Origin of the sequence: Flavobacterium psychraerolatum (assembly GCF_025960985.1) — a bacterium.
GTDB lineage: Bacteria > Bacteroidota > Bacteroidia > Flavobacteriales > Flavobacteriaceae > Flavobacterium.
This window is the reverse complement of the sequence record NZ_JAOQMX010000024.1, coordinates 19,445-45,896: the sequence shown is the minus strand read 5'-3', so window position 1 is coordinate 45,896 and position 26,452 is coordinate 19,445. Positions and strand designations below refer to the sequence as shown.

The 26,452-nt window shown below is 33.2% G+C and carries 22 protein-coding genes; 14 read left to right on the top strand and 8 right to left on the bottom strand.

Annotated features, from left to right (window positions below):
* The 5 genes from M2326_RS10295 to M2326_RS10275 all read left to right on the top strand — a co-directional run bounded on the left by M2326_RS10295 (window position 1) and on the right by M2326_RS10275 (window position 5,480).
* Entirely contained in the window at window positions 1-2,280 is a 2,280-nt protein-coding gene (locus tag M2326_RS10295) for a DUF262 domain-containing protein (RefSeq protein WP_264619480.1), read from the top strand.
* A 176-nt stretch (window positions 2,281-2,456) separates the two neighbouring features.
* Window positions 2,457-3,083 carry a metallophosphatase domain-containing protein gene (locus M2326_RS10290; protein ID WP_264619479.1) on the top strand — a complete coding sequence of 209 codons (627 nt, stop codon included), beginning with the start codon at window positions 2,457-2,459 and terminating at the stop codon, window positions 3,081-3,083.
* Window positions 3,084-3,157: 74 nt separating this feature from the next.
* Complete coding sequence (locus M2326_RS10285) at window positions 3,158-4,150, top strand: hypothetical protein (RefSeq protein WP_264619478.1); 993 nt, start codon at window positions 3,158-3,160, stop codon at window positions 4,148-4,150.
* Window positions 4,151-4,261: 111 nt separating this feature from the next.
* The gene (locus M2326_RS10280; protein ID WP_264619477.1) at window positions 4,262-4,723 is read left to right on the top strand and encodes an FtsZ/tubulin family protein; all 462 of its coding nucleotides are present in this window, start codon (window positions 4,262-4,264) and stop codon (window positions 4,721-4,723) included.
* A 37-nt stretch (window positions 4,724-4,760) separates the two neighbouring features.
* On the top strand, window positions 4,761-5,480 hold the full coding sequence (locus tag M2326_RS10275) for an FtsZ/tubulin family protein (RefSeq protein ID WP_264619476.1): 720 nt from the start codon (window positions 4,761-4,763) through the stop codon (window positions 5,478-5,480).
* Between the two features lie 14 nt (window positions 5,481-5,494).
* Here M2326_RS10275 and M2326_RS10270 read toward each other — a convergent pair whose 3' ends face one another.
* Window positions 5,495-6,151, bottom strand: coding sequence for an alpha/beta hydrolase (locus M2326_RS10270; protein ID WP_264619475.1), 657 nt, complete (start codon window positions 6,149-6,151; stop codon window positions 5,495-5,497).
* A 345-nt stretch (window positions 6,152-6,496) separates the two neighbouring features.
* Here M2326_RS10270 and M2326_RS10265 point away from each other — a divergent pair, with 345 nt between their 5' ends.
* Window positions 6,497-6,799: an N-acetyltransferase gene (locus tag M2326_RS10265; protein ID WP_264619474.1), complete on the top strand. Its 303-nt coding sequence runs from the start codon at window positions 6,497-6,499 to the stop codon at window positions 6,797-6,799.
* A gap of 63 nt (window positions 6,800-6,862) precedes the next feature.
* On the opposite strand, the gene abc-f is transcribed toward M2326_RS10265, so the two are convergent.
* From abc-f to M2326_RS10245, 4 genes are all read right to left on the bottom strand, one after another.
* Window positions 6,863-8,497 carry a ribosomal protection-like ABC-F family protein gene (gene abc-f, locus M2326_RS10260; RefSeq protein WP_264619473.1) on the bottom strand — a complete coding sequence of 545 codons (1,635 nt, stop codon included), beginning with the start codon at window positions 8,495-8,497 and terminating at the stop codon, window positions 6,863-6,865.
* A gap of 158 nt (window positions 8,498-8,655) precedes the next feature.
* On the bottom strand, window positions 8,656-10,113 hold the full coding sequence (locus M2326_RS10255; protein WP_264619472.1) for an alanine/glycine:cation symporter family protein: 1,458 nt from the start codon (window positions 10,111-10,113) through the stop codon (window positions 8,656-8,658).
* A 333-nt stretch (window positions 10,114-10,446) separates the two neighbouring features.
* Entirely contained in the window at window positions 10,447-11,622 is a 1,176-nt protein-coding gene (locus tag M2326_RS10250; protein WP_264619471.1) for a GlmU family protein, read from the bottom strand.
* Window positions 11,623-11,889: 267 nt separating this feature from the next.
* Window positions 11,890-12,141, bottom strand: a complete 252-nt coding sequence (locus tag M2326_RS10245; protein ID WP_264619470.1) for a type B 50S ribosomal protein L31 — start codon at window positions 12,139-12,141, stop codon at window positions 11,890-11,892.
* Between the two features lie 243 nt (window positions 12,142-12,384).
* Between M2326_RS10245 and M2326_RS10240 the strand changes: the two genes are divergently transcribed.
* From M2326_RS10240 to M2326_RS10220, 5 genes are all read left to right on the top strand, one after another.
* Window positions 12,385-12,912 carry a DUF4199 domain-containing protein gene (locus tag M2326_RS10240; RefSeq protein ID WP_264619469.1) on the top strand — a complete coding sequence of 176 codons (528 nt, stop codon included), beginning with the start codon at window positions 12,385-12,387 and terminating at the stop codon, window positions 12,910-12,912.
* 8 nt (window positions 12,913-12,920) lie between these two features.
* Entirely contained in the window at window positions 12,921-13,877 is a 957-nt protein-coding gene (locus M2326_RS10235; protein ID WP_264619468.1) for a glycosyltransferase family 2 protein, read from the top strand.
* A gap of 125 nt (window positions 13,878-14,002) precedes the next feature.
* The gene (locus M2326_RS10230; protein WP_264619467.1) at window positions 14,003-15,730 is read left to right on the top strand and encodes a phospho-sugar mutase; all 1,728 of its coding nucleotides are present in this window, start codon (window positions 14,003-14,005) and stop codon (window positions 15,728-15,730) included.
* A 319-nt stretch (window positions 15,731-16,049) separates the two neighbouring features.
* Window positions 16,050-17,879, top strand: a complete 1,830-nt coding sequence (locus M2326_RS10225) for an ABC transporter ATP-binding protein (RefSeq protein WP_264619466.1) — start codon at window positions 16,050-16,052, stop codon at window positions 17,877-17,879.
* Window positions 17,880-18,083: 204 nt separating this feature from the next.
* The gene (locus tag M2326_RS10220; RefSeq protein WP_264619465.1) at window positions 18,084-18,785 is read left to right on the top strand and encodes a DUF2971 domain-containing protein; all 702 of its coding nucleotides are present in this window, start codon (window positions 18,084-18,086) and stop codon (window positions 18,783-18,785) included.
* Here the strand turns inward: M2326_RS10220 and M2326_RS10215 are convergent.
* The 3 genes from M2326_RS10215 to M2326_RS10205 form a co-directional block, all read right to left on the bottom strand.
* Window positions 18,782-19,504, bottom strand: coding sequence for a hypothetical protein (locus tag M2326_RS10215; RefSeq protein ID WP_264619464.1), 723 nt, complete (start codon window positions 19,502-19,504; stop codon window positions 18,782-18,784). The two genes, M2326_RS10220 and M2326_RS10215, sit on opposite strands and share 4 nt — an antisense overlap.
* A 90-nt stretch (window positions 19,505-19,594) precedes the next feature.
* The gene (locus tag M2326_RS10210) at window positions 19,595-22,018 is read right to left on the bottom strand and encodes a TonB-dependent receptor (RefSeq protein WP_264619496.1); all 2,424 of its coding nucleotides are present in this window, start codon (window positions 22,016-22,018) and stop codon (window positions 19,595-19,597) included.
* A gap of 53 nt (window positions 22,019-22,071) precedes the next feature.
* Complete coding sequence (locus tag M2326_RS10205) at window positions 22,072-23,769, bottom strand: M23 family metallopeptidase (protein ID WP_264619463.1); 1,698 nt, start codon at window positions 23,767-23,769, stop codon at window positions 22,072-22,074.
* A gap of 179 nt (window positions 23,770-23,948) precedes the next feature.
* Here M2326_RS10205 and M2326_RS10200 point away from each other — a divergent pair, with 179 nt between their 5' ends.
* The 3 genes from M2326_RS10200 (at window position 23,949) to rny (ending at window position 26,314) form a co-directional block, all read left to right on the top strand.
* Entirely contained in the window at window positions 23,949-24,239 is a 291-nt protein-coding gene (locus M2326_RS10200; protein WP_264619462.1) for a hypothetical protein, read from the top strand.
* Window positions 24,240-24,247: 8 nt separating this feature from the next.
* The gene (locus M2326_RS10195; RefSeq protein ID WP_264619461.1) at window positions 24,248-24,538 is read left to right on the top strand and encodes a cell division protein ZapA; all 291 of its coding nucleotides are present in this window, start codon (window positions 24,248-24,250) and stop codon (window positions 24,536-24,538) included.
* Between the two features lie 213 nt (window positions 24,539-24,751).
* Complete coding sequence (gene rny / locus M2326_RS10190; RefSeq protein ID WP_264619460.1) at window positions 24,752-26,314, top strand: ribonuclease Y; 1,563 nt, start codon at window positions 24,752-24,754, stop codon at window positions 26,312-26,314.
* The last annotated feature ends 138 nt before the right edge of the window (window positions 26,315-26,452 follow it).

The window sequence follows — 26,452 nt, the reverse complement described above, 5'->3', positions numbered from 1 at the left end:
ATGGAAAATACTATGACATTTTGGAATTTAATTTCAGACAAAAAAATATGCATCCCAATAATTCAACGAGATTATGCTCAAGGACGCAAGGAGGAAAAAAGAAAAAGAAATGGTTTTTTAAAATCATTGCATAAGCATTTAACAGGTAAAGAAACCAACGCTTTAGATTTAGATTTTATTTATGGTAGAGTAAATAATGATACTTTCTACCCAATAGATGGCCAACAAAGACTTACCACGTTGTTTCTGCTCCATTGGTATTTATCTTTAAAAGAAAATATAAATATTTCGGATAGAATTATTTTAAAAAAATTCATTTATGATACTAGGATAAGTTCTCGTGAGTTTTGTGCAGCACTTCTTGACGAAGAAATTCAAATTCCGCTTACTTCTATTGAGAATAATTTAACTGAGGAAATAACTAATAAATATTGGTTCAGGAGTTCTTGGTTAAAAGACCCAACAATTAAAGCAATGCTAATCATGTTGCAAGCTATTCATGAAAAATTTAAAAGTTGTGACGGCAATATTTGGGAAAAGTTAACAAATAATAGTAATATAATTTCCTTCCAAATTCTTGATTTAGGTAAAAAGGGATTTGAATTAACTGATGAGCTTTATATCAAGATGAATGCAAGAGGAAAGCAGTTAACATCATTTGAAAACTTTAAAGCTAGTTTTATTCAATTCATTGAGAATGAATTCAAATATAATAAATTAAAACATCCGATAAAAGGAGAAATTTCATATGCGGGTTATTTCTCATACAAAATAGAAAAAGAATGGACTGATTTATTGTGGGCCTTTAGAGAAAACAAAACGGTAATAGATTCCCTATTTCTCAAATATTTCACTTTCATTGCTCAGATGTGCTACTTTAAAGATAACATCAATGCCAAACAAGAGGACTATAAGTTTGACAAATACAAAGAAGTTTTTAAGGTCGAAGCAAATATTTTGTTTTTATTCAATTCCTTAGACAAACTTTATGAAATTTCTAGTAATAATTTTAAAGTAAACAGAACTTTAAATCAAGATTTTTTCGAATCAATTTTTAAAAATGAAGAGAATGACGGTGTATTACTTTTTTGGAATTCTTCAGGCAAAGTAAATCTATTAGAACATTGTATATTAGATGGTGATAAAAATGACAATAATAATCAAATAATATTCTATTGTTTGTTAAATTATTTAATAAAACACGATCAAAAATTTGTAGGTGTAGAATTGAAGAAGTATTTACGATTAGTAAGAAATTTTTTGCAGTATGCTAGGCAAAAAAATGATACCAAATATAATACAGATGTTCGTATCAATAGATTCGGGTCTTACTGGATTCTTTTTGAAAGGTTAGCAACATCAAATGTATATCAAACATTATTAGATACCACTCAGGTTAAAGGAACTTTTATAACTGATACGACCCTTAAAAACGAACAAAATAAAGTACAAATGATTATTGATTATCCTACAAGAAGGAATGAAATTAATTCCTTAGAAAACATATATCAATTTGAAGGATTAATTCATTTGCTAAAATTAAACGAAAATATTTCTGAACTTGAAGATTATATCAAAACGATTAATAATATATGGAATAAAAATATTACTGATACTCTTAAAATTCAGGCACTGATCGCGTGCGGTTTTAAAGGTATTTATACCAAAAATTGTAAAATGGGTGAAATGTGGTATTTTGGAAAAACCAATAATTGGAAAAGGGTTTTAACTACAGATGATGTAGATGTTTCTAATGCTGTTGAAACTTTATTGTTGAAATATAATGCAAGTATAAAGTCATCACCTAAAGAAAAATTAGAGGAAATTGTAAGTAATTGGCTTTTAGAAAATGAGCAAAACCGTTCTTGGAAATATTATTTTTTAAAATATAATAATTTTACTTCTGGCCTAAATTATTATGCTTGGCCTTCTGATTTTGAAATTAGAATATTGGGCACTGACGGTTCAAACCCTCTAGTGGCACATCATATAAATCCTTTCGTCTTAACTGTTTGTAAAAGAATAAATAATAAACAAATATGTGATGAGGATAATTGTAAACAACAATATTCTGGAAATTCACCTTTGATACTAAAAAATGGATCTACAATGACTTGCTCAAATGATGGGTGGATTATAGATGATATCGCCGAAAATATTGATGAAACTATTATTTCAGAATTTAATTTGATCTCAAAAGATAAAAAATTTCTATTAAAAGATTCTTTAAAAAAAGATAGAATTGAGATAGCAGTTGAATTTATAAATAAGATTTACTAATAATATCACCCCAACAGAACCCCTTGCCAAAAATAAATAATCTCAATACATATAAAGATTATAAAGTCGGTATAAATAAAGAAAATTATTTTTTAAATAATAATGATAATAAAAAAATATATAAAGAATTAGCATTAAGAATTATAGATTTAAAAAAATCACTTGAAAAATAAATAATGCAAATTACCCTAATCTCCGACACCCACTTCCGTCACTACCAATTACAATTGCAAGGGGGCGATATGCTCATTCACGCAGGTGATTTGTGCGGTCATGGAACGGAGGGAGAAGTTTTAGCTTTTTTGAAATGGTTTGGAGAGCAGCCGTACAAACATAAAATTTTCATAGCGGGAAACCACGATTGGTTTTTTGAAAAACAGGAGAAAACGTATATTGATAAAATAATTCCGAAAAACATTCATTATCTGAACGATTCAGGAGTAGAAATTGAGGGGCTGAAAATTTGGGGATCACCCGTTCAGCCCACTTTTTTGGATTGGGCTTTCAATCGCCAAAAAGGTGCAGAAATCAATAAGCATTGGAAACTAATTCCTAAAGAAACCGATATACTAATCACTCATGGACCACCTTTTGGCATTTTAGACCGAACTGCTTCCAATTATAATGCGGGATGCGAAATGTTGTTCAAAAAAGTAAATCAAATCAAGCCCAAACTACACGTTTTTGGTCACATACACGAAGGCTACGGAATGGTTGAAAAAGACAAAACTATTTTTGTCAATGCTTCTTCGGTAAACATCAATTATCAGTTGGTAAATGCTCCAATTATTTTGGAACTTTAAAATGAATTAAAATCATTTATTTAGAACGACGTCCTTTGTCATGATCCGCAGTTATTTTTGATGAAAATCAAAATATGGAAACCGTTTTTAAGTTCTCTAACAACAAAAGTTATGAGATTCAGCAATCAGATAAAGAAATTTACTTTGGATGTAATGTTCTCTTTTATAAATCAACAAACACCAATCAATTAGAAATCCGTGTGTTTTTCAAATCCAAAATAATTAATAATCTAGAAAAATTAAATCTAGGTGTTAAAGATTTCACCTTTGAAGATGATGAAAAATTAAACGATTTAGAACTGGCCAGAATGGGTTATTGTCCTAAAAGTTATACTTTGACATTAGACTTGAATAGCACCGCAAAGCAAGAGCAATTCTCGGCCACTGAATGGAAAATTATTCAAAGCTCACGGCTACATGTTCTCGATTTTAATGAGATCGAAAAATTAATACAAGAGCACAATACTCTTTGTGAGGTACAATCTCAAAACCCAAAACTAACTAATCAGATCACGTTTCATAACCAGTTAAACGAAATATATTTATCTAGAACCAAGAATCATATTTTTGAAGATAATAATGCCCTTTCCAAGTTTAAAGAGCAACAGTCTACCAGACTATTTCTGTCTGATGGATCTTACGGTAATGATGGTGATTTTTATTTAGAAGAAATATGTTTACCTAATGGGATACAATCAATTGTGCTAAGCAAAAATATTGAATCCGCTTGTTTTTCGATGCAAGATTTAGATCACATAATTTTAAATGAGAATCTAAAATCATTAGAATTAAGAGAGACTTCAATAGCAACAATTAATCTGAATGATGGTTTACAAGAATTACGTATCTCCGAAACTCCAGTCCGAGAGCTTGTTCTTAATAAGCATTTACTTGTATGTGACCTCTATCTTACTCAAACCAAAAGAATAAAAGTAAATAAAAAACTAGCGAATTTGAAAATCACCTGTGACAAAATTCAGAGCATTAAAATAGATAATCCGCAAAAAAATCGAATACTGAAATTCCAAATAAGTAACTGGCCTTATTTTTTAGAGGATTTTATTTAAAATTAAAATGTGCAAAATTGTAATGTAGAAATCCTTCTTCTAAAAATATAAAAATTAGCCCGTCGTACTTTGGCGCACTACCTAACGTTCTTTGTGTTTTAAAATAACAAGATGAACACAAACAACAAGCAGACCAGCAATTATTTTTCCGCTTCAATGACTCTAGAAATCAATCTCGAAGGTAATTTCGAAGAAGATTTTTTTAACATGCATAAATCTCTCTTACAGACAAGATTCGCAAACAACAATGAAATACTTGTATCAAATGACAACAAGGAAACCCTAGAAACTGTTTTTATTGGTTTTTCCATTGCTTCAGGAAATGATAGAGCTACAAAAGCAATTGAATTGGCACTTTTACCACTTTTAGTGAATCTCCATAAGAATATCTATTTATTTATGTCATCTTATTACACCGAAATAAGCATTGCTGAAGTTGGCTTTATCAACGACTTTATACAAGAAAAGTCGGGATTTGATGCCCATATTGTAATGATGGTAAGCGAAGACGATAATCTCGGTGATGCTATTGCAATTACAGTGATAACAGCAGAAAACTTGAAACTTCGATAGAAAACACTTTACAACAGCCAATTTAAATTATAAAAACATGCACAAGAGAATGGATCAAACAAGATTAGAAGCTTTTAAAAAAGTGCAAGAAAAATGGGAGCAACGTACATTAATCGATAGCCATTTGATTCCTGCTGATGCCATAAACTCGCACCTTATTATTCAGCATGCTACGGATAAAGTATTTTCAATTCGGATTTTCAACAATCAGGAGAGTTTGAATTTGGGATGTTTAGTTGTTCCCGAGCAATTTGACCTCATAAATACTGAAGCATTGTTTCTCGCTGAAATAGAAAATAGTAAAAGTCAATTTGACTCACTGATTCTAATCTGCGCCAAAGCTACGTTTTCAGATATTGGTTTCAATGAAATCATATACCATGATGATGCTATCACGCAGTATCGCAATACTAGTTTTGATTTTGAAAATTTTAAAACATTATTCGAAAATTGCCCTATTGCCCTACTGAGAACAAATGTTGCATCAAATCACGATACCGTCATGGATGCCATTACTCCTATCTTTAATTTTCCAGAGTCATCAAAAAGTTACAATACGAATTTCGGAAACGCTTTATTGTGTATCTCCAATGGCATGCGCAGGTTCACAAAAATTGAAGTAAATGATGTTGTTAAATATTCGCTTAGTAAAATTACTAGGGGCGCAAGTCTTTGCCATAGTACACTACAAGACGATTCATTAGAGAAAGAGATTAAAATTGGAGTACTTTTGGGGGTTACCAATGGATTTAAATGAGATCAATTGAAGTTTTAATCCTTCATAATCAACTTAGGCAAATTTTCGTTCAGCCATTTATATTTGCTCAAAATTAAGATGTGTGTTGCACCTTTGATTCGAATGCATTCTTTGATATTTTTGATTGGAAAAACATCATCCGCATCACCGTGAATGTGTATAATTCCGTCCGCGGGTTTGGTTCTGTTCCACAAAATTACTTGTTCTACTGCCCATTGTAGATAGCCAATATCACGAACAGACAAAAACTTTTCGTATAATTTTATTCGTTGGTTTATTTTTTCTCCAAATGAAAAGCGAGCTAAGTTTTCGATACTTAAAATCAGGTTCATCGGAATAAGTTTGTAGGCCTTGGTAGTTTTAGCAAATTTGAAACGAGTCGGAAATTCGAGATTACTTTTGACACTCGAAATGATAATCACTTTTCTGACTGCAATATGCAAGGCCATTTCCTGCACCAAGATACCACCAAACGAAACCCCAATTAAAACTGGGTTTGGATGCTTTATTTTTTGTGTTATTCGCAACGCATAATCAGGTAAAGATTCTTTTTCTAACGGAATTTCCCACTCCAATAAAACGACTTCAAATTCTTCTGGAAGTGCTATGCGTTCAAAAATCATTGTGCTGGCTGCCAATCCTGGCATAAAATAAACGGGAATTTTTGTCATAAGAAAAGAAACAAGATCTATTATTTTTCGAATTATAAAAATACCTTTTAATCTCGTAATTGCACCTATTTAAATTGGAATTATGATTACTTTATGTTTCTAGTATACAGCATTTATTTTTCGAATTTGAACCTTTCTTATTCGAATAAAAACCACATTGTTAAATAAAATACAATCATTGTAGACTGACAACCAAATGACTAACTTTGTATGGAATCAACTTTCGATTTAAAAAAACAAACCTTTTCTATACAAAACGCAAAACGCAACATTTATATTCGGAGACTTAACTACAAAATGAACCGGAGTTGCGTGCACTTTTAAAATAGATTTTATACAATTACAATGGAAAATTTAAGAACACTAGAAATAAAAGACAATGCCTTTGCTAGACAATTTGAAACTACAGTCGAAGAAGGTTTATTAATCGTAGAATACTCATTACAGGAGAGAAAAATATTTTTGACAAAAATTCACAAGCCCGAAGACTACAACAACAAAACCGTAATTGACCAATTCTTGAAGGATATTTTGGCAATTGCTGTTGAACGAAAACTTAAGGTTGTGCCTATTTTACCAGAGATCGTCACTTTTTTCAAAAAGAATTCTGTGTATAAGGAACTTTTACCTCCTGGAATTAGACTATAAAAACAAATAGCCCCAAATTAAACGTTAAGTCTAATTTGGGGCTAAAAATATCTTTTTCAATTGCTATTTTTCGATTTCGCTCATACTTTCCATTTTCTTGTTGGCCAAGAAACCAGTAATATCTTCGAAGTGTTCGATAACCCTTTTATTTTTAAATTCGAATACCTTAGTAGCCAATCCATCTAAGAAATCTCTATCGTGCGAAACCAAAATCAATGTTCCGTCAAAGTCACGTAGTGCATCTTTGATAATATCTTTGGTCTTCATGTCTAAGTGATTCGAAGGCTCATCTAGTATTAATAAATTTACCGGTTCTAGCAATAATTTGATCATTGCCAAACGCGTTTTCTCTCCACCCGAAAGTACTTTTACTTTTTTGGTAATATCATCTCCTTGGAACATGAAAGCACCTAGAATATTCTTAATCTGTGTACGCACGTCTCCAACAGCGATATCATCTATCGTTTCAAAAATGGTAGCATTTTCATTTAATAAGGACGCTTGATTTTGGGCAAAATATCCAATTTGAGCATTGTGACCAATTTCTAGAACACCGCTATCAATTTGCAATTCTTTCATAATTGCTTTGATCATAGTCGATTTTCCTTCACCATTTTTACCAACAAAGGCTACCTTTTCTCCTCTTTCGATTACAATATTGGCATTTTTAAAAACCACATAATCTCCGTATGCCTTATCCAAATCTTTCACAATTACGGGGTACTGACCTGAACGTGCTGCTGGTGGAAACTTCAACTTTAATGCCGAATTGTCCACCTCATCAACTTGAACAATAACCAATTTCTCTAGCATTTTAACGCGAGATTGTACGGCATCTGTTTTTGAGAATGTTCCTTTAAAACGGTCAATAAATGTTCTATTATCAGCAATCATTCTCTGTTGCTCATCGTATGCTTTTTGTTGGTGCACACGTCTGTCTTTTCGTAATTCAAGATAATGAGAGTATTTAGCTTTATAATCATAAATACGCCCCATCGTAACCTCAATCGTACGATTGGTGATATTATCAACAAAAGCTCTATCGTGCGAAATCACCACTACAGCCTTCGCTTCGCTAATCAAAAACTCTTCTAGCCATTGAATACTTTCGATATCCATGTGGTTGGTTGGCTCATCTAGCAAAATCAAATCTGGTTTTTGCAATAGAATTTTGGCCAGCTCGATACGCATTCTCCAACCTCCTGAAAACTCAGAAGTTTGACGTTTAAAATCTTCTCTTTCGAAACCTAAACCAGTTAATATTTTTTCAACTTCTGCTTCATAGTTTACTTCTTCAATTGCATAAAATTTCTCGCTTAAGTCAGAAACTCTTTCGATCAATTTCATATAGCCATCGCTTTCATAATCAGTACGAATGGTCAATTGCTCATTAATTTCATCAATCTCAGCTTTCATGCCTAGAATTTCACCAAAAGCTTTTGAGGTTTCCTCCATTACAGTGGCACCATCGGTAGTCAATAAATGTTGCGGTAAATAAGCCACAACAGCCTCTTTTGGAGCAGAAACATTTCCTGTAGATGGTTTGCTTTGACCTGCAATAATTTTCAATAGTGTCGATTTTCCAGCACCATTTTTACCCATTAGGGCAATTTTATCATTTTCATTTATGGCAAAAGAAACATCACTAAAAAGGGTTGTTCCTCCAAATTGTACCGAAATATCGTTAACTGTAATCATGCTATATTTATAAAGAGTTGTATCGTTTTTTGAAGCGGCAAAGATAACGGATTTAATCTTCGAAATCCAATAAAAATAAAAGCTTCTCATAATCTAAATAAATATGATTATGAAAAGCTTTACACCTTGGTAATCTGAAAACTAAACCTTCATATTCCCTATTTTTTTTTATTAATTGTATGCCAAATATGAGCATTGGATACCCCAATATCATCTGGATCAAAAACTGGATCTTTTCCTTCTTTTAATTGCTTTTCGTAATCTTTCAAGGTATCCAGTGCTGGTTTTTGCAATAAGAGTATCGCAATGATATTAAACCAAGCCATCAACCCTACTCCTATATCTCCCAATCCCCAAGCCAAAGAAGCCTGACTGATAGACCCATACATAATCACGCCCATCATCACCACTTTCAAAATGTGTGAATAAATTGGCGACTCAAACTTACGAGTCAAATAAGACACATTCGAATCTGCAATATAATAATAAGCCAATATGGTAGTAAAAGCGAAGAAAAATAATGCTATCGCAACAAAATACCCTCCAAAACCAGGAAAAACAGTATCCATAGCACTTTGAGTATATACAGGACCTACCGCCACATTTGGTAACCCTTCATATAAAAATTCAGGAGCACCTGCCGTACCGAAATTAGGATTTTGAACATTATACATTCCTGTAATTAACAACATAAAACCAGTAGCCGTACACACAAACAAAGTATCAATATAAACAGAGAAAGCTTGAACCAATCCTTGTTTTGCAGGGTGTGAAATAGCTGCTGCAGCTGCAATATGAGGTGCAGTACCTTGACCTGCTTCATTTGAATACACTCCTCTTTTTACTCCATATTGAATCGCTAACCCAAAAACAGCTCCAAATCCTGCCTCCATATTAAAAGCACTTTTGAAAACCAAAGCAAACAATGAAGGCAATTGATGAAAATCTACAATTAGAATTATTAAAGCCAAAATAATATATCCTACAGCCATAAATGGGACAACATATTCTGTAAACTTGGCAATACGTTTGACTCCACCAAAAACAATTATAGCAAATATTACTACCACAAGTAAACCAGTCTTCCAAGTTGCAATCTCAAAAGAATTTTCAATTCCTACTACTACAGAATTGGCCTGAACTCCTGGCAAAAACAAACCTGCTGAAATGACGGAAACAATAGCAAACACAATTGCGAACCATTTAACTCCCAAACCTCTTTCTATATAATAAGCAGGACCTCCACGAAATTCTCCTAAATGTTTTTCTTTATAGATTTGTGCCAGAGCAGCTTCGACGTAGGCAGTACTGGCTCCTAAAAAAGCTACTATCCACATCCAAAATAAAGCTCCTGGTCCTCCAAAAGCAATTGCAGTAGCTACACCCGCAATATTACCCGTACCTACTCTACCCGCAAGTGACATTGCTAAGGCTTGAAAGGAAGAAACTCCAGAGTCGGTACTTTCTCCATCAAATAACAAACGAACCATTTCTTTGATTTTTCGTACTTGCACAAATCGCGTACGAATTGAAAAATACAACCCTGAGGCCAAGCATAAAAAGATTAAAGCATTGCTCCAAATAATATCATTCAATAAACCGACTACTTCTTCCATAGGGTATTTTTTAATTTATCATCAAAAAAACAACAAAACATTCATTTTTCAAACAATTTTTCAAAATAAATCTTCTAAAAATTCAAAATAAAGGAATTAGAGGATTTTATACTGCAAAAAACATAATTCTACTATAAAGAACAATTCAATCAAAAAGCAACATTATAAGCAGTAAAAAAGCAAAAAAACAATATAATAACTAAAATACACACTTAAACATACTATAAAACAAGAATAGTGTTATTTTATTTTTTTTAAGTGTTCAAATTAAAAAAGCCACTACCCTAAAGATGTATTTCTTTACGTTAGTGGCTATTATAGTAAATATTGAAATTATTCCTTCCTCCACTTTTTAGTTTCTTCAAAAACATGCTCCAATATAGCTTCTTCTTGTGCATCAAATTCTACATCTCTACGTTTCATCACGATTTTTGCCGTTTGGAATGCTTTCTTAGTAACATAAGTAGTAAACCCTGAAGCTCCTCCCCAAGAGAAACTTGGAACAAAATTGCGAGGAAAACCGCTTCCAAAAATATTAGTACTCACCCCGATAACAGTCCCTGTATTAAACATCGTATTGATTCCGCATTTACTATGATCGCCCATCATCAAACCACAAAACTGCAAGCCAGTTTTTGCAAAGCCTTCGGTTTCGTAATTCCATAGTTTTACTTCTTCATAATTATTTTTCAGGTTAGAGTTGTTACTGTCTGCGCCAATATTACACCATTCTCCAAGTACTGAATTCCCAAGAAATCCATCATGTCCTTTATTTGAATAAGCGGATATTACCGAGTTATTCACCTCACCGCCGACTCTTGATTGTATCCCTACCGTTGTAGCGCCATAAATTTTGGTGGCTAATTTGACTACTGCGCCTTCACACAAAGCAAAAGGTCCACGAATTACAGACCCCTCCATTATTTCGGAGTCTTTACCTATATAGATCGGTCCATTAGAAGCATTTAGTGTCACAAATTCTAACTTTGCACCTTCTTCTATAAAAATATTTTCGGGTGATATTGCGTTCACACTTTTCGGAATTGGTTGTGACGCTCTATCTTCGGTTATAAATTCATAGTCAGCTCGAATGGCAGCATCATTCTTCGAGAAAATATCCCAAGGATGGTTCACCGATATAACATCATATTCAAATTCGATAATTTCATAATCATCAAAATTAATTTCCTCTTGATTTTCACCAGAATAGAAAGCGACAACTTCTTCTCCTTTAAAGATGGCTTGGTTTACTCCTAGATCTCTAATTAATTCTACTAACTCTTCGTTTGGTAAAAAAGAAGCATTAATCATTACATTTTCTTCTAACTCTACCATCGGATATTTGTCTGACAAATATTCTTCAGTCAATGTTGTAGTGGTTGAGCCCAAGTACATTTCCCATTTCTGACGAATGGTAATAATTCCAATTAAGATATCAGCTACAGGACGGGTAAAAGTAAAAGGCAATAAAGCATTTCGAGAAGGTCCGTCAAAAAGAATATAGTTCATTTTATAGAGTTTCAAAGTTATAAAGCTCAAAGTTACAAAGTTTTTGGCTGGTTTATCGACCAAGTCAAACCCTTTTAAAACTTTAAAGAAATTTTTTATTACAATCAGCAAGAATTTAATTGAATTTTAGGTTTTTCAATTTTTATTTTCTTGAGCTATTTATCCCCAAAGGATAATCAAATCAACGGTAGATAACAACATTAGTTTTTAACCATAAAAAAGCCCCGCAAATTGCGAGGCTTCCTGTATTTTGAAAACAAATTAAAATTATTTAATATGTTTAGCGTATTTAGTTTTAAATTTATCAATACGTCCTGCAGTATCAATAAGTTTGTTTTTACCTGTGTAAAAAGGGTGAGAAGTTCTAGAAATCTCCAATTTTACAACTGGGTATTCAACACCTTCGTGTGTAATTGTCTCTTTAGTATCTGCAGTTGACTTTGTAATAAAAACTTCTTCGTTAGACATGTCTTTAAAAGCAACTAATCTGTAATTCTCTGGGTGTACACCTTTTTTCATCTTGTAAATCTTTTATTGGTTTTAATTATAATTTGCTTTGCGGCTTCTCTTTTTTACAGACAAGGTATAAACGCCTTATAACTTTTTATTTTATTGTATTAATTTGAGGATGCAAAAGTACAATTATTTTTCAATAATCAAATCTTTATTGGTTTATTTTTTATTCAACTGCAAAAATAGAAATATACTCCTTCATCAATAGGGATTTGTTATATTTGCACTCTAAATAAAAGACACAGTCAAATGATTAATGAAATAATAAAAAGAAACGGTATTACTTACGGAGTTATAACAGGAATTACTTTGTCATTAATAACCACTCTAATGTACATTGTCAACCTAGAGTTGTTTATCGCATGGTGGACCACTTTTTTGAGTTTTTCTATTTTTATCATAGTCCCTGTGATTATGCTTATTAAAACGAAAGCAGATCTAAAAAATAATTTCCCTTTTAAAGATGCTTTTACAGCTTACTTTATCACTGCTATGATTGGATTATTTATTTCAGTAGCGTTTAAAATGGTATTATTCAATGTTATTGACCCCTCTATTAAAACTTCATTATTAGATTTAACCATAAACTATTTAAAAAGTACCTCTGATAAATTTGGAGTTCCTGCTGCATCTTTAAACGAAATGATTGACAATTTAAGAAAAACAGACCCTTTTTCTATAGTAGAACAACTAAAAGGTTCTGTAGTTAATCTCTTTTTTTGCGCCATACTAGGTGTAATAATGGCTGCTATTTTCAAATCAAAAACTACATCATAAGATAACGAATGAATTTATCTATCCTAATTCCTCTTTTGAACGAAGAAGAATCTCTTAAAGAATTATACCACTGGATCATCAAGGTGATGCAAGCCAATCAATATACCTACGAAGTAATTTTCTTGGATGACGGTTCCACTGATAGTTCTTGGTCTATTATCGAAGGGTTTTCGCAGGTTAATCCAAACATCAAAGGAATTCGTTTCATGAGGAACTTTGGTAAATCACAGGCCTTGCACGCAGGTTTTGCACAAGCAAAAGGTGATGTCATTATAACCATGGATGCTGATTTACAAGATAGTCCAGATGAAATTCCAGGATTATATGAAATGATTGTGCAACAAAACTACGATTTGGTTTCGGGATGGAAAAAGAAACGATATGACTCTGTGGTAGCCAAAAATATTCCATCAAAATTATTTAATTGGGCGGCTCGCAAAACCTCGGGTGTACAATTGAATGATTTTAATTGTGGATTGAAAGCGTATAAAAATATTGTGGTCAAAAATGTGGAAGTTTCAGGTGAAATGCACCGTTATATCCCTGTTTTGGCAAAAAATGCTGGTTTTGGCAAAATAGGCGAAAAAGTAGTGATTCACCAAGCTAGAAAGTACGGAGAAACAAAATTTGGGATGGAACGCTTTGTAAATGGTTTTTTGGACTTGATTACTATTTGGTTTTTATCTAAATTTGGCAAACGACCGATGCATCTATTTGGCGCCATGGGATCTATAATGTTCCTTATTGGGTTTTTATCTGCGGGTTTTATTGGAGTTTCAAAATTATATCATATGTATAATGACATGAGGTATAGCTTAGTGACTAATAATCCATGGTTTTACATTGCCTTGACCACAATGGTACTGGGTACACAATTATTCTTGGCTGGTTTCTTGGGTGAAATTATTTTGAGAACTAAAAACAATGAAGAAAGATATAAGGTAGCGACAATGGTTAATTTATAACAAATGTCCTAGCCCTGATAGTAGTAAAAATCCTTTTGGGGGCTTTTTTTTGCCCCCAAAAGATTGAAACGGATAGCAGGATTAAGCTCCTAAAAAGAAACTAACAACAACAAAACATAGTACAAATGGAAATCAAACAAAACATTTTGGATGCTGCCAACGAATGGTTGAATCCCGTTTTTGATGCAAAAACACAAGAAGAAGTACACGCATTGATCGCTAATTCTCCAAAAGAACTAGAAGAGAGTTTTTACAAAAGCTTGGAATTTGGAACGGGCGGAATGCGCGGAACTATGGGTCCTGGTGATAACAGAATTAATAAATACACACTGGGAAAAAGTACTCAGGGTCTTGCGGACTATTTGCATATTGCATTTCCAAACCAACCCTTGAAAGCGGTGATTGCTTATGACTGTCGTCATAATAGTGACACATTGGCCAAAGTGGTCGCGGATGTATTTTCGGCAAATGGTGTTGAAGTATATTTATTTTCTTCTTTGCGTCCTACTCCAGAATTATCTTTTGCAGTAAAACATTTGGGTTGCCAGTGCGGAATTGTATTGACAGCTTCACACAATCCACCAGAATACAATGGTTACAAAGTGTACTGGCAAGATGGTGGACAAATTGTTCCACCAGAAGATGGTGCTATTATCAATGTAATTGAAAATTTAAAATACAACCAAATCAAGTTTGAAGCCAACGAAAGCTTGATTCACTATATTGACAAGGAGGTAGACAAAGCCTTTATCGACTCTACTGTTGAAAATGCTAGTTTTAATACACCTGCTGCCGCAAAAGATGATTTGAAAATTGTTTTTACCTCTTTGCACGGAACATCGATTACGGTTACTCCACAAACTTTGGCACAAGCTGGATACAAAAACGTAAATATTGTTGAAGAGCAAGCAGTGCCAAATGGTGATTTCCCTACGGTAAAATCTCCAAATCCAGAAGAGCCAGAGGCTTTGAAAATGGCGACTGAATTGGCTGACAAAATCAACGCCGATATTGTGATTGGAACGGACCCTGACTGTGACCGTCTAGGAGTTGCAGTGCGTAACAACGAAGGTAAAATGACGTTATTGAACGGTAATCAATCAATGATTTTGATGACTGCTTTCTTACTGGAAAAATGGAAAAAAGCAGGCAAACTAGATGGAAAACAATTTGTAGCTTCTACGATTGTATCGACTCCGATGGTGATGGAACTGGCATCAGCTTATGGTGTAGAATACAAAAGTGGTTTGACAGGCTTTAAATGGATTGCCAAAATGGTAAAAGATTTTCCAGAGTCTAAATTTATTGGTGGTGGTGAAGAAAGCTTTGGTTACATGGTTGGTGATGCCGTACGCGATAAGGATGCCGTTGCTGCTACTTTATTGATATGTGAAGTTGCCGCTCAAGCAAAAGCTAAAGGAAGCTCGGCTTACAAAGAATTATTGCAACATTATGTTGACTTTGGTTTCTATAAAGAACATTTGATTTCGTTAACTAAAAAAGGATTGGACGGACTTGCTGAAATCAATAAAATGATGGTGGATTTACGTGAAAATCCGCTTAAAGAAATCAGTGGTAAACGTGTGGTCATGGTTGAAGATTATAAAGCTTCGACAGCCAAAAATTTATTGACTGGAGAAGTGGAGACTTTAGTATTACCAAAGGCAGATGTATTAATTTATTATACAGAAGATGGATCGAAAATATGTGCTAGACCTAGTGGAACAGAGCCTAAAATTAAATTTTACATCAGTGTAAATACCGAATTAGAATCAGTTGACAAGTTCCCCGAAGCAGAAGCGTATCTAAATGAGAAAATACAAAGTATCATTACAGCAATGCAATTGAACTAGCATTCATAAGTTTTTATTAAAATACCTAGACCCGACTGTAGTTTTACTAAATTTGCAGTCGGGTCTTAATTTGAGCAATCATGAGCAAGGGAGTTACTTTTAACTTCCTCAAAAAAAGTTAAAACAAATTTTACACATTGCCAAAACTTTAAAAATCAAAAAAGACTTATTTCATGAATTTAGTTTGAGCAGAAAATAATATATTCGTTTGAATACATGAATTGAAATTAGCAAACGTAATTCAACATGATTACCAGTGAGATAAATTAGTGGCAAAGAAAATACTTTTCGGTACTTAAACAACAACATACAACCTTAAATGGATAATTTTAAAAAAATATTCTCTTTTATAATTCCTTATAAAAAATACGCTTACCTGAACATCTTTTTCAATGTTTTGTACGCTCTTTTTAGCACACTTTCATTCATGTCCTTAATTCCGATGATGCAGGTTTTATTTGATCAAACCAAAAAAAATACCATCGTCCCTACCTATACCGGTATATGGGAGTTTAAAACCTACGCCGAAGATTATTTGAGCTATTTTATAACACATACTACTGCAACTTATGGAGTGAGTCAAACGCTAAGCATTATGGTAGCAGTGATCATTGCTATCTTTTTATTAAAAAACTTATCTGATTATTTGGCTTTGTTTTTTATTACCTTTTTACGAAATGGAATATTAAGAGACATGCGTAATGCGATGTATAAAAAAACATTAGAATTACCTTTGGCTTATTTCTCTGAAAAAAGAAAAGGAGATGTTATCGCCCGTATTTCGGCAGATGTCAATGAGGTCCAAACCTCTTTCTTATCTATTCTTGAACTAGTAGTAAAAGAACCATTGACGATTGTGTTTACTATTATCGCGATGCTTACCATAAGTACTCAACTTACCTTATTTGTATTTATATTCATTCCGGTTTCGGGCTATGTGATTTCGATTATTGGAAAACAATTAAAGAAAAAATCAACGAAAGCACAGGAAGAACAGGGTATTTTTCTTTCTACAATTGAAGAAACTTTGGGTGGCCTTAAAGTTGTAAAAGGATATAATTCTGAAAATTATTTCAATCGCATTTTTCAAGAGTCTACACAACGCTTTTTCACTTTATCCAATAGTATTGGTAACAGGCAAAACTTAGCTTCTCCTGCTAGTGAATTCATGGGCATCATGGTAATTACTATCCTATTATGGTATGGAGGGCAAATGGTTTTAATAGAAAAATCATTAAACGGAGCTTCTTTTATCGCCTACATGGGATTGGCTTACAACATTCTAACTCCAGCAAAATCGATCTCTAAAGCCTCCTATAGTATCAAAAGAGGAAATGCTGCAGCAGAACGTGTATTGGAAATTTTAGATCAAAAAAATACTATTACCTCCAAAGAGAATGCAGCTTTAAAAGCTAGTTTTGATTTGAATATTAGTATTCAAAACATCAATTTTAAATACGAAGATGAAAGTGTATTGAAAGATTTTTCATTAGAAGTAAAAAAAGGACAAACCGTTGCTCTTGTTGGACAATCAGGAAGCGGAAAAAGTACCATTGCCAATTTACTAACTCGTTTTTATGATGTTAACGAGGGAAGCATCAAAATCGACGGAATAAACATTAAGGACTTAAATATTCAGTCCCTACGATCAATGATGGGATTGGTAACACAAGACAGTATCTTATTTAATGATACTATCAAAGCCAATATTTCATTAGGAAAACTAGACGCTACTGATGAAGAAATTATTGAAGCACTAAAAATTGCTAATGCTTTTGACTTTGTAAATGAATTGCCCTTAGGAATTTACACGAACATTGGTGATAGTGGAAACAAGCTTTCTGGAGGTCAAAAGCAACGTTTATCAATTGCTAGAGCTGTTCTAAAAAACCCTCCTATTATGATTTTGGATGAAGCAACATCTGCACTGGATACCGAGAGCGAAAAATTTGTTCAAGTCGCCTTAGAAAACATGATGCAAAATAGGACTTCGATTGTGATTGCACATCGACTCTCTACCATTCAAAAAGCCGATATCATCATTGTGATGCAAAAAGGTAAGATTGTAGAACAAGGTAACCACGAACAATTGATTTTACTCAACGGAACATATAACAAATTGGTAACTATGCAATCCTTTGAATCCTAAGGTAGTTGCTTATATTTGATGTTAATTAAAGGACTACTAAGTGAAGACATAAAAGCGTCACTTTTTGAACAAAAAGCTCAGTTGCTTAGTCTCTTTATTGCTATATATATATTGGAATAATAAGTAGAACATTTACAATACTTATGTATTAATTTTGACAAATCAATTCGATTAATAATGCCTTTTAACAGCTAGTTATAAAAAATGTATATACACAACCCAAATATAAAATTACCCTCTGATAATGACACCATAGTATGGAAATACTTGGACCTCTCTAAATTTTTGGAATTATTACTTTCAAAAAAACTTTTCATGTCTCGTTCAGATAAATTTGAAGATCAATATGAAGGAACTTTCAGTGAGCCTACCTACGAGGAAATCAAAAGATTATCTATTGATAAACCTAATTTTTTAAAATATTACAAAAAACATCGTGAAAAAGTAGCAATTAGTAGTTGGCATATTAACGAATACGAATCGTTTGCGATGTGGCAAATTTTCACTCAAAATAGTGAGGGTCTGGCAATACAGTCCACTATTGGTCGATTACAAGAATGCTTGACAGAAGAAAAAAACTTTACTCAACATATTGGAGAAGTTAATTATATCGATTATAAAAAAGAATACATTCCTTTTGACGATATGTTTTTCCCTTTTCTATTCAAAAGAAAAAGTTTTCAATACGAAAGAGAAGTCCGTATTCTTACCGATGTAACGGGAAATAATTTAAAATTGAATGATGGGCTAAAAATTAACGTAGACATCAATCAATTGATCGAAAAAATATACATCCACCCCAAGTCGGAGAACTGGTATAAAAACCTAGTAATTCAATTGGTAGAAGAACTTGGATTTGATTTTAAAATTGAAAAATCAGATTTAGAAAGTAATATCTTGATCTAGATTGGTTCATAGCTTTTCACTTCCCAATCATTTCGTGACAAGTCGATATAGTTGTAGTGTACTACATCATTCTTATCAAATTGTCCGTTTTTATTGGTATCTTCTACAGTTCTAAAATACAAACGATTTTGAGACTCTATTAAACTCCAATCAATTAACTCTTCCAAATCAACAGAAATTTTAGTGAAATTCGCACCACTAATATCACTCAAATACAAACTTTTAATATCACTTGCATCTAATTTCCCATCTCTATTGGAGTCCATATCAAACAAAGTATAGACCATAATCTTATTCTTAGTTTTATCGGCTACACCTTTCAAATAAGAGGCAGTTTGAATCAAAACAGGTTTATCTGTTAAGGGTCTTATAGAGTCTGAACTCACCTTTTGAAATTTAAGGTTTTGCAAATATCCTGTGATTTCATTATCACCAAAATTAGAAATGGTAAAACTTAAATCAATTACACTAGACGATCCGTAACGAGATTTAGTTCCTTTTTCGTACACTCTTAAATCACCTACGGGATGGATTAAATAATCCGTTCCATCGATTTGTATTGGTAAATCGGCTATAGAAATCTGAGTCGAATCAACTTTAGCATAAGCCTTATTTTTACTTGCGCTATCATAAATTACCTTTGGCTTTTCAACCTCTTCTTTACAACTAGCAGCAACTAAGACTAAAACGGATAAAACAACTATCTTTATATTTTTCATAATATTGTAAATATTAAAACCAAATGTAAACAATTTAAAAAATGAAATTCTGTTTATTATTCATTTTTATAATTTAATTAAGCTCCTTGCTTACAACTTCGCTGTCAACTTAATGTTAAACACTCGAGTAGTCATATAGTTTGGAATTCCGTATTCTGATTTTGTATATACATCTCGGACCCAAGTATTGGTAATTGCATTTTGATTATTAAAAAGGTTAAATATTTCGAACCCTAGAGCCAATTCTTTAAAGGCTTTAAACATTCCACTTTTAGGTCTTGGTTTTGTAGCGTCAATAAAGGCTTTAAAGAAACCAATATCTACTCTTCTATAATCATGCAAACGATTTTGATACAAATAAGGATCTGCATAAGCAGGAGAACCCCCAGGTAACCCTGTATTATAGACCAAGTTAAGATATAATTTCACCGATGGAATATTGGGCATATAATCTTGGAATAACAATGCAAATTTCAAACGTTGATCTGTAGGCCTTGCAATATACCCTTTACCAGCACTGTTTTCTTCTGTTTTCAAATAACCAAAACTTACCCAAGATTCTGTTCCTGGGACAAATTCACCATTCAATCTCAAATCCAATCCTTGTGCGTAGGCTACCGCATCATTGGAGGCAGCATATCGAATGCGAACATTGTCTACCGTGTATGTGTTAACATTGGTTAATGATTTATAATAAACCTCTGAAACTAATTTAAAAGGACGATCCCACATTTTGAAACTATAATCATTACCCAAGACCATATGAACGGACTTTTGCGCTTTTACATTAGCCTGAACTTGTCCTGAAGCATCACGCAATTCACGATAAAAAGGCGGCTGATAGTAAACACCTCCAGAGGCTCTAAATACCATATCTTTCTCCCAATCTGGCTTGATAGCAAATTGACCTCGGGGACTATACACCGTTTGCGAATTTCCATTGGCATTGGTTCCGGTAACCGACCAATTATGAATACGCGCACCAGCATTGTACCAAACATCTGCACTTCCTATTTTATCTTTTCGACTCCATTGCAAATAACCTGAAAAACGATTGATTGTATTAAAATTAGCCGCTCGAATGGAACTATAAGGAACTAAAGGGCCTGAATAAGAAACATACGGCTGATTATTAACCGGCAAAAATTTATCTGAAGGATTCACTGCAAATCCAGCAGAATCGATAACTTCCCATTCAATTACACGATCTCTTATTGACTCACGAGTATATTTTGCCCCCCATTCAACTATATTTTTTTTCCAGTCATGAAATCCTTTTAATTCAGTATTACTAATCAAAGCATCCAAATCGTTACGAGCATGGTGCAACTCAGAGCCTAATCCTCTAGTAAAATTTACGTCTCCATAAGTATCACCTCCTACGGAAGCATCCACTTCACCCAAACGGTACTGTGCCAAAATATCAAAATGCTCCTGCTCCGTAGTATGAAAAAGAGAGCTAATAAACTTAATTGTGAAATTTTCAGTGGCCTTGAAAGTCGTTTTAATTGCACCAAAATAGGTAGCATATTTATCTTTTTCCTGACCTTCATAATTGACCGTTAGAGCCATAGGCTTATCTATAGTACCAAATTTTGTTTGACGCGATAAAGGTTGGTAATAGTAATTATTTTGAGAAATATTCCCTAAAAAATTAAAATTCCATTTATCTGATGCGTTAAAATTCACATTGGTCTGTACGTCTACAAAAGTTGGTTTGTAGTTGGTTTGCGTATCTTGGCTATTCACTAGCAAACTGTTATTGCGATAACGCACTCCAGTAACAGCAGTCCATTTTTTATTTTTCGAAATAGCATCTAAGGAAGCGCTTCCTCCCAAAAAACTTGCTTCAAAAGTCCCCGCTAATTTGGTAGGTTTTCGATACGTTATATCCAAAACTGAAGATAATTTATCACCAAATTTAGCTTGAAAACCACCAGCTGAAAATTCGACATTCTGCACAAGATCAGTATTCGTAAAACTTAAACCTTCTTGTTGACCCGAACGAATCAAAAAGGGACGATACACTTCTATTTCATTAACATACACTAAATTTTCGTCATAATTCCCACCTCGTACAGCATACTGAGTACTTAGTTCGTTATTGGAATTGACGCCCGGCAAGGTTTTCAAAATGTTTTCGATTCCTGCATTGGCACCAGCCATTTTCCTAATTAACTCTGGCTCAATAGTAACCACACCTTGCACTTGCCTCTTATTATTGGTAACAATAATTTCACCCATTTGCTCCTGTCGGTCACTTATTACCACATTAAACTCATAGACTTCGTTTGTTTTTAAATTTACAGTTACCACTGTTTTCTTGAAGGATACATGGGTAAAAGAAAGAATCACTTTTTGATTGGCAGCAATCCTAATCGAATAAAAACCATCTGCTTTTGAATTGGTTTTGGCATTCGAACAAGAAACATTTACATTACTCACGGGTTGATTATCCTTATCTAAAATAAAACCTTTTACTATAGCCAATTGAGCGTAAGTACTTAGACTCATCGCAAATGCGATAACAACAAAAAATATTTTACTAATGCTCAAAGTATATCTATTTATTTTTGACTTCTAAAAAAATGAGTTTCAAAGGTAGTTGAATTCCCTACATTATCTACAACTACTACTTTTAACTCATTTGCCCCTTCAACAACAATCCCTTCATTAAAGTTATGAGTTATTTTTCTTGTTTTATAATCATATTCAAACAATGCCCAAACACCATTCAAATATCCGTTGTATGATTTGATTCCGCTTCCAGAATCACTTATAGATAACTGCACAGATTTTTGAGAACTTATCCATTTGCCCTCAATTGATTTCCCTATTGATACACTTGGTTTTGTAGTATCTCTAGCCAAGGTATATTTACCTAATGATTTTACTCTAGCTGTGTATACAGTACCTTTTTTGGTAGTATAATTATACCCTAATCTTCCTCTCGAATCTACATCAGCGATATAAACTTGCTCACTATCGGCATCAGAATATTTAGCATCATCAACTGCTATCGTAAAACTAGAGTGTACAGGTGTCATCTCATCGTGTAAATACAAACTATCTCCACGAACATTAAAATTCATATCAAAATTATCATAAAATGTTCCTGCAGGAAAAGTAACCGTCCAATTTCCTTTAGTAAAAATATTTTCGCGATTCACTTTTACATAATAATTGGACTCCACGACTTCTTTATCAATAATCGTAGTTGTCATGTCGTAACTTATAGGAACATTAATCGTTGTTGTATTTCCAAAAAAGTCGGAAACATCTAACTGATATACATTCGACAAATTTGGTTTTACGTCAATTATTCCATTATTTACATCTGCCTTAATAATACTCAATGGATAAGCAGTAGTCATAAATAATTTTTGAACACGTTGTCCCGTCTTTCTGTATTTTGGATAATCAATTAAGGCATTAATATACCTCATTTCGTCAAAAGAGTAGGTGTCCATTTGATATCCAAAACTAGCTTTCCCGTTAAGAAAAGATTGTATTTTATAGACTCCATTTTTGCTGTACGATGCTGCATCATAATCCTCTGCAGTTACACCAAAACCTATTCTACCATTGGCGCTCACTTTATTTGCTAAGTAGGTACCATCTTTTTGCAAAGAAAGATTGAGTAAAATGGGACGTTTAGAATTGTTAACTGTCGTTTTATCATCCAAAGGATAAACATATAAAGCTGCAACAGTTGGTTTTCTAGTATCATTAAAGAATTTATCATATCCAAAATGCAATGGATTAATAATTTTCTCGGTTTTGGTATCACGAAATTCAAAATGCAAATGAGGACCTTGAGAAGAACCTGTATTACCAGTCAAGGCAATTAATTGACCTTTTTTAATCGGTAAATCGTTGGGTTTCAAAAATAATTCAATTTCAAATGAATGTTCTTTGTACTGCGTATTTTTTATATAATCGGCAATAGGTCCTTCTGCTTGTTGCAAATGGCAATACACCGAAGTATAACCATTGGGATGGTCAATATAGATTGCGTTTCCATTACCATACGGAGATATTTTTATACGAGAAACAAATCCATCTGCTACAGAGTGTACCTCAACACCTTCTCTTCCCTTGGTTTTTATATCAAAACCAGCATGAAAGTGATTGGGCCTCAACTCTGCAAAATTACCCGAAAGATAGATCGGAATATCAACTGGAACCCCAAAATAATCTTTTGGATAATCCGTCTGAGCTAGCAATACAGTGGAAAACAACAACAATAAATTATAAAATTTCATCCTTTACATTTTTGCTAAGATAAAAAAAGTAATTCGGATTGCTAAATAAAAAAAATAGAAATCGTAACCATTTACATTACAACAAATTGTCTTTTTTATAATAAAAAAACCAATAAAATATTGTAATAATAAAAACTAATACTAAATTTGTAATATTAAGTAATGAATTAGGAAATCGAATGAGTGTAATTGCAGCAATAATTGATACTCTTGAAAATAAAGTTGGAAAACTGGTTCTAAAAATAAAAAATTTAGAAAAAAATACTCAAGATTTACATATCGAATTAAAAAAATCTGCACAAACCATACAAGCTCAAAGTACTGAGATTGAAGCGTTAAAAGCGCAATATGAAACACTCAAGATTGCCAACTCATTACTCGGCAGCGACGAAAACAAAAGAGATACAAAGCTTAAAATAAATTCATTAATTCGCGAAATTGATTATTGCATAGCACAGCTAGCAGACTAATAATACATATGGACGAAAAGCTTAAAATAAAGATATCAATTGCAGACAGAGTCTACCCGCTAACGGTAGAATTCTCTCAGGAAGAAGGCCTTAGGAGTGCTTCAAAAAAAATTGATACCATGATTAAGCAATTTGAAGAAAATTATGCTGTTCGTGATAAGCAAGACGTATTGGCCATGTGTGCCTTGCAATTTGCCTCACAAGTAGAACAGAAACAAATTGACAAAACTATCAACGGAGACGAAACCATAGATAGATTAAATAAAATCAATGCGTTACTAGACGAATATCTCGATTAAAAGACGTTCTTTACATTAACTAAGATACTGCCTACATTAGTTCACAATTGGTAAACTCAACACTAACAAATTAGAATGAGCAAGTCATCGCTACTAGAGTACGTCCTGATTCGTCAGGAAAACTTGAACAGTGAGTTAGCTCAAAACTTGTCATATTCGAGTTTATTCAAGCAATTAATGTAGGCTTTTTTTATATATAAATTTTAAACAAACATGGACATAGTAACAATCGTCATCTCAGGGATTATAGGTATTGCAGTGGGTTTTAGCATTGCCAAATTGATAGAAAAAAGCAATATTTCTAACCTAATTAAAAACGCTAAAAAAGAAGCTTCCTCTATATTAAAAGATGCAAATTTAGAAGCTGAAAACATAAAAAAAGATAAAATTCTTCAAGCAAAAGAGAAATTTATCGAATTAAAATCAGAACACGAACAAGTAATTTTGTCTAGAGACAAAAAAGTTGCCGAAGTAGAGAAAAGAACACGAGACAAAGAGTCTCAAATATCAAATGAATTATCAAAAGCTAAAAAAATCAACGATGATTTTGAAAGCAAAACAGTAGAATTAAGCTCTAAAATTGACCTTTTAGAGAAAAAACAAACTGAAGTTGAAAAACTACACAAAAGCCAACTACAACAATTAGAAGTAATCTCTGGCTTATCTGCAGAAGATGCTAAAAACCAATTGGTAGAAGGATTAAAAGCCGAAGCAAAATCAAAAGCGATGTCTCATATACAAGACACAATTGAAGAGGCTAAACTTACTGCACAACAAGAAGCTAAGAAAATTATCATCAATACGATCCAAAGAGTTGGAACAGAAGAAGCTGTTGAAAACTGTGTATCTGTTTTTAACATTGAATCTGATGATGTAAAAGGTAGAATTATTGGACGTGAAGGTCGTAACATACGTGCACTAGAAGCAGCTACAGGAGTAGAAATCATTGTTGATGATACACCCGAAGCTATCATCCTTTCTTGTTTTGATCCTGTACGTAGAGAAATTGCTCGTTTAGCACTTCATAAATTGGTTACAGATGGTCGTATTCACCCAGCTCGTATTGAAGAAGTAGTTGCTAAAACAGCCAAACAAATCGATGACGAAATTATTGAAGTTGGAAAACGTACCGTTATTGATCTTGGAATTCATGGTTTACACCCAGAATTAATCAAAGTAGTTGGTCGTATGAAATACCGTTCTTCTTATGGGCAGAACTTATTACAACACTCTAGAGAAGTATCAAAGCTTTGTGGAATAATGGCTGCTGAACTAGGACTGAATGTTAAATTGGCTAAAAGAGCTGGTTTACTTCACGATATTGGTAAAGTGCCAGATGCAGAAAGTGACCTACCTCACGCATTACTAGGAATGCAATGGGCTGAGAAATATGGGGAAAAAGAAGAAGTATGTAATGCCATTGGAGCGCATCACGACGAAATCGAAATGAAATCATTACTTTCTCCAATTATCCAAGTGTGTGATGCTATATCAGGTGCACGACCAGGTGCTAGAAGACAAGTACTAGATTCATACATTCAGCGTTTAAAAGACCTTGAAGAAGTAGCATACGGATTCAATGGTGTTAAAAATGCTTATGCTATTCAAGCAGGTAGAGAACTACGTGTAATTGTAGAAAGCGAAAAAGTATCCGATGATAACGCTGCAAATCTATCTTTTGAAATTTCACAAAAAATTCAAACAGAGATGACATATCCAGGTCAGGTTAAAGTAACAGTAATTAGAGAAACTAGAGCGGTAAATATCGCTAAATAGTCCTCACCTAACCCCTCCAAAGGAAGTAAATAATTGACAGGACCTATTGAATCTTATATTCAATAGGTCTTTTTTATTGATCTAAAATCACAAAAGAGTCAATTCTTGCAGATGTATTTTTGTTAAAAATTTCTTCTT

What these genes read in the sequence shown, in the direction of transcription:
- M2326_RS10295 (WP_264619480.1), top strand. Translation starts at nt 1, where the DNA reads ATGGAAAATACTATGACATTTTGGAATTTAATTTCAGACAAAAAAATA.
- M2326_RS10290 (WP_264619479.1), top strand. Translation starts at nt 2,457, where the DNA reads ATGCAAATTACCCTAATCTCCGACACCCACTTCCGTCACTACCAATTA.
- M2326_RS10285 (WP_264619478.1), top strand. Translation starts at nt 3,158, where the DNA reads ATGGAAACCGTTTTTAAGTTCTCTAACAACAAAAGTTATGAGATTCAG.
- M2326_RS10280 (WP_264619477.1), top strand. Translation starts at nt 4,262, where the DNA reads ATGAACACAAACAACAAGCAGACCAGCAATTATTTTTCCGCTTCAATG.
- M2326_RS10275 (WP_264619476.1), top strand. Translation starts at nt 4,761, where the DNA reads ATGCACAAGAGAATGGATCAAACAAGATTAGAAGCTTTTAAAAAAGTG.
- M2326_RS10270 (WP_264619475.1), bottom strand. Translation starts at nt 6,151, where the DNA reads ATGACAAAAATTCCCGTTTATTTTATGCCAGGATTGGCAGCCAGCACA.
- M2326_RS10265 (WP_264619474.1), top strand. Translation starts at nt 6,497, where the DNA reads ATGGAAAATTTAAGAACACTAGAAATAAAAGACAATGCCTTTGCTAGA.
- abc-f (WP_264619473.1), bottom strand. Translation starts at nt 8,497, where the DNA reads ATGATTACAGTTAACGATATTTCGGTACAATTTGGAGGAACAACCCTT.
- M2326_RS10255 (WP_264619472.1), bottom strand. Translation starts at nt 10,113, where the DNA reads ATGGAAGAAGTAGTCGGTTTATTGAATGATATTATTTGGAGCAATGCT.
- M2326_RS10250 (WP_264619471.1), bottom strand. Translation starts at nt 11,622, where the DNA reads ATGAACTATATTCTTTTTGACGGACCTTCTCGAAATGCTTTATTGCCT.
- M2326_RS10245 (WP_264619470.1), bottom strand. Translation starts at nt 12,141, where the DNA reads ATGAAAAAAGGTGTACACCCAGAGAATTACAGATTAGTTGCTTTTAAA.
- M2326_RS10240 (WP_264619469.1), top strand. Translation starts at nt 12,385, where the DNA reads ATGATTAATGAAATAATAAAAAGAAACGGTATTACTTACGGAGTTATA.
- M2326_RS10235 (WP_264619468.1), top strand. Translation starts at nt 12,921, where the DNA reads ATGAATTTATCTATCCTAATTCCTCTTTTGAACGAAGAAGAATCTCTT.
- M2326_RS10230 (WP_264619467.1), top strand. Translation starts at nt 14,003, where the DNA reads ATGGAAATCAAACAAAACATTTTGGATGCTGCCAACGAATGGTTGAAT.
- M2326_RS10225 (WP_264619466.1), top strand. Translation starts at nt 16,050, where the DNA reads ATGGATAATTTTAAAAAAATATTCTCTTTTATAATTCCTTATAAAAAA.
- M2326_RS10220 (WP_264619465.1), top strand. Translation starts at nt 18,084, where the DNA reads ATGTATATACACAACCCAAATATAAAATTACCCTCTGATAATGACACC.
- M2326_RS10215 (WP_264619464.1), bottom strand. Translation starts at nt 19,504, where the DNA reads ATGAAAAATATAAAGATAGTTGTTTTATCCGTTTTAGTCTTAGTTGCT.
- M2326_RS10210 (WP_264619496.1), bottom strand. Translation starts at nt 22,018, where the DNA reads ATGAGTCTAAGTACTTACGCTCAATTGGCTATAGTAAAAGGTTTTATT.
- M2326_RS10205 (WP_264619463.1), bottom strand. Translation starts at nt 23,769, where the DNA reads ATGAAATTTTATAATTTATTGTTGTTGTTTTCCACTGTATTGCTAGCT.
- M2326_RS10200 (WP_264619462.1), top strand. Translation starts at nt 23,949, where the DNA reads ATGAGTGTAATTGCAGCAATAATTGATACTCTTGAAAATAAAGTTGGA.
- M2326_RS10195 (WP_264619461.1), top strand. Translation starts at nt 24,248, where the DNA reads ATGGACGAAAAGCTTAAAATAAAGATATCAATTGCAGACAGAGTCTAC.
- rny (WP_264619460.1), top strand. Translation starts at nt 24,752, where the DNA reads ATGGACATAGTAACAATCGTCATCTCAGGGATTATAGGTATTGCAGTG.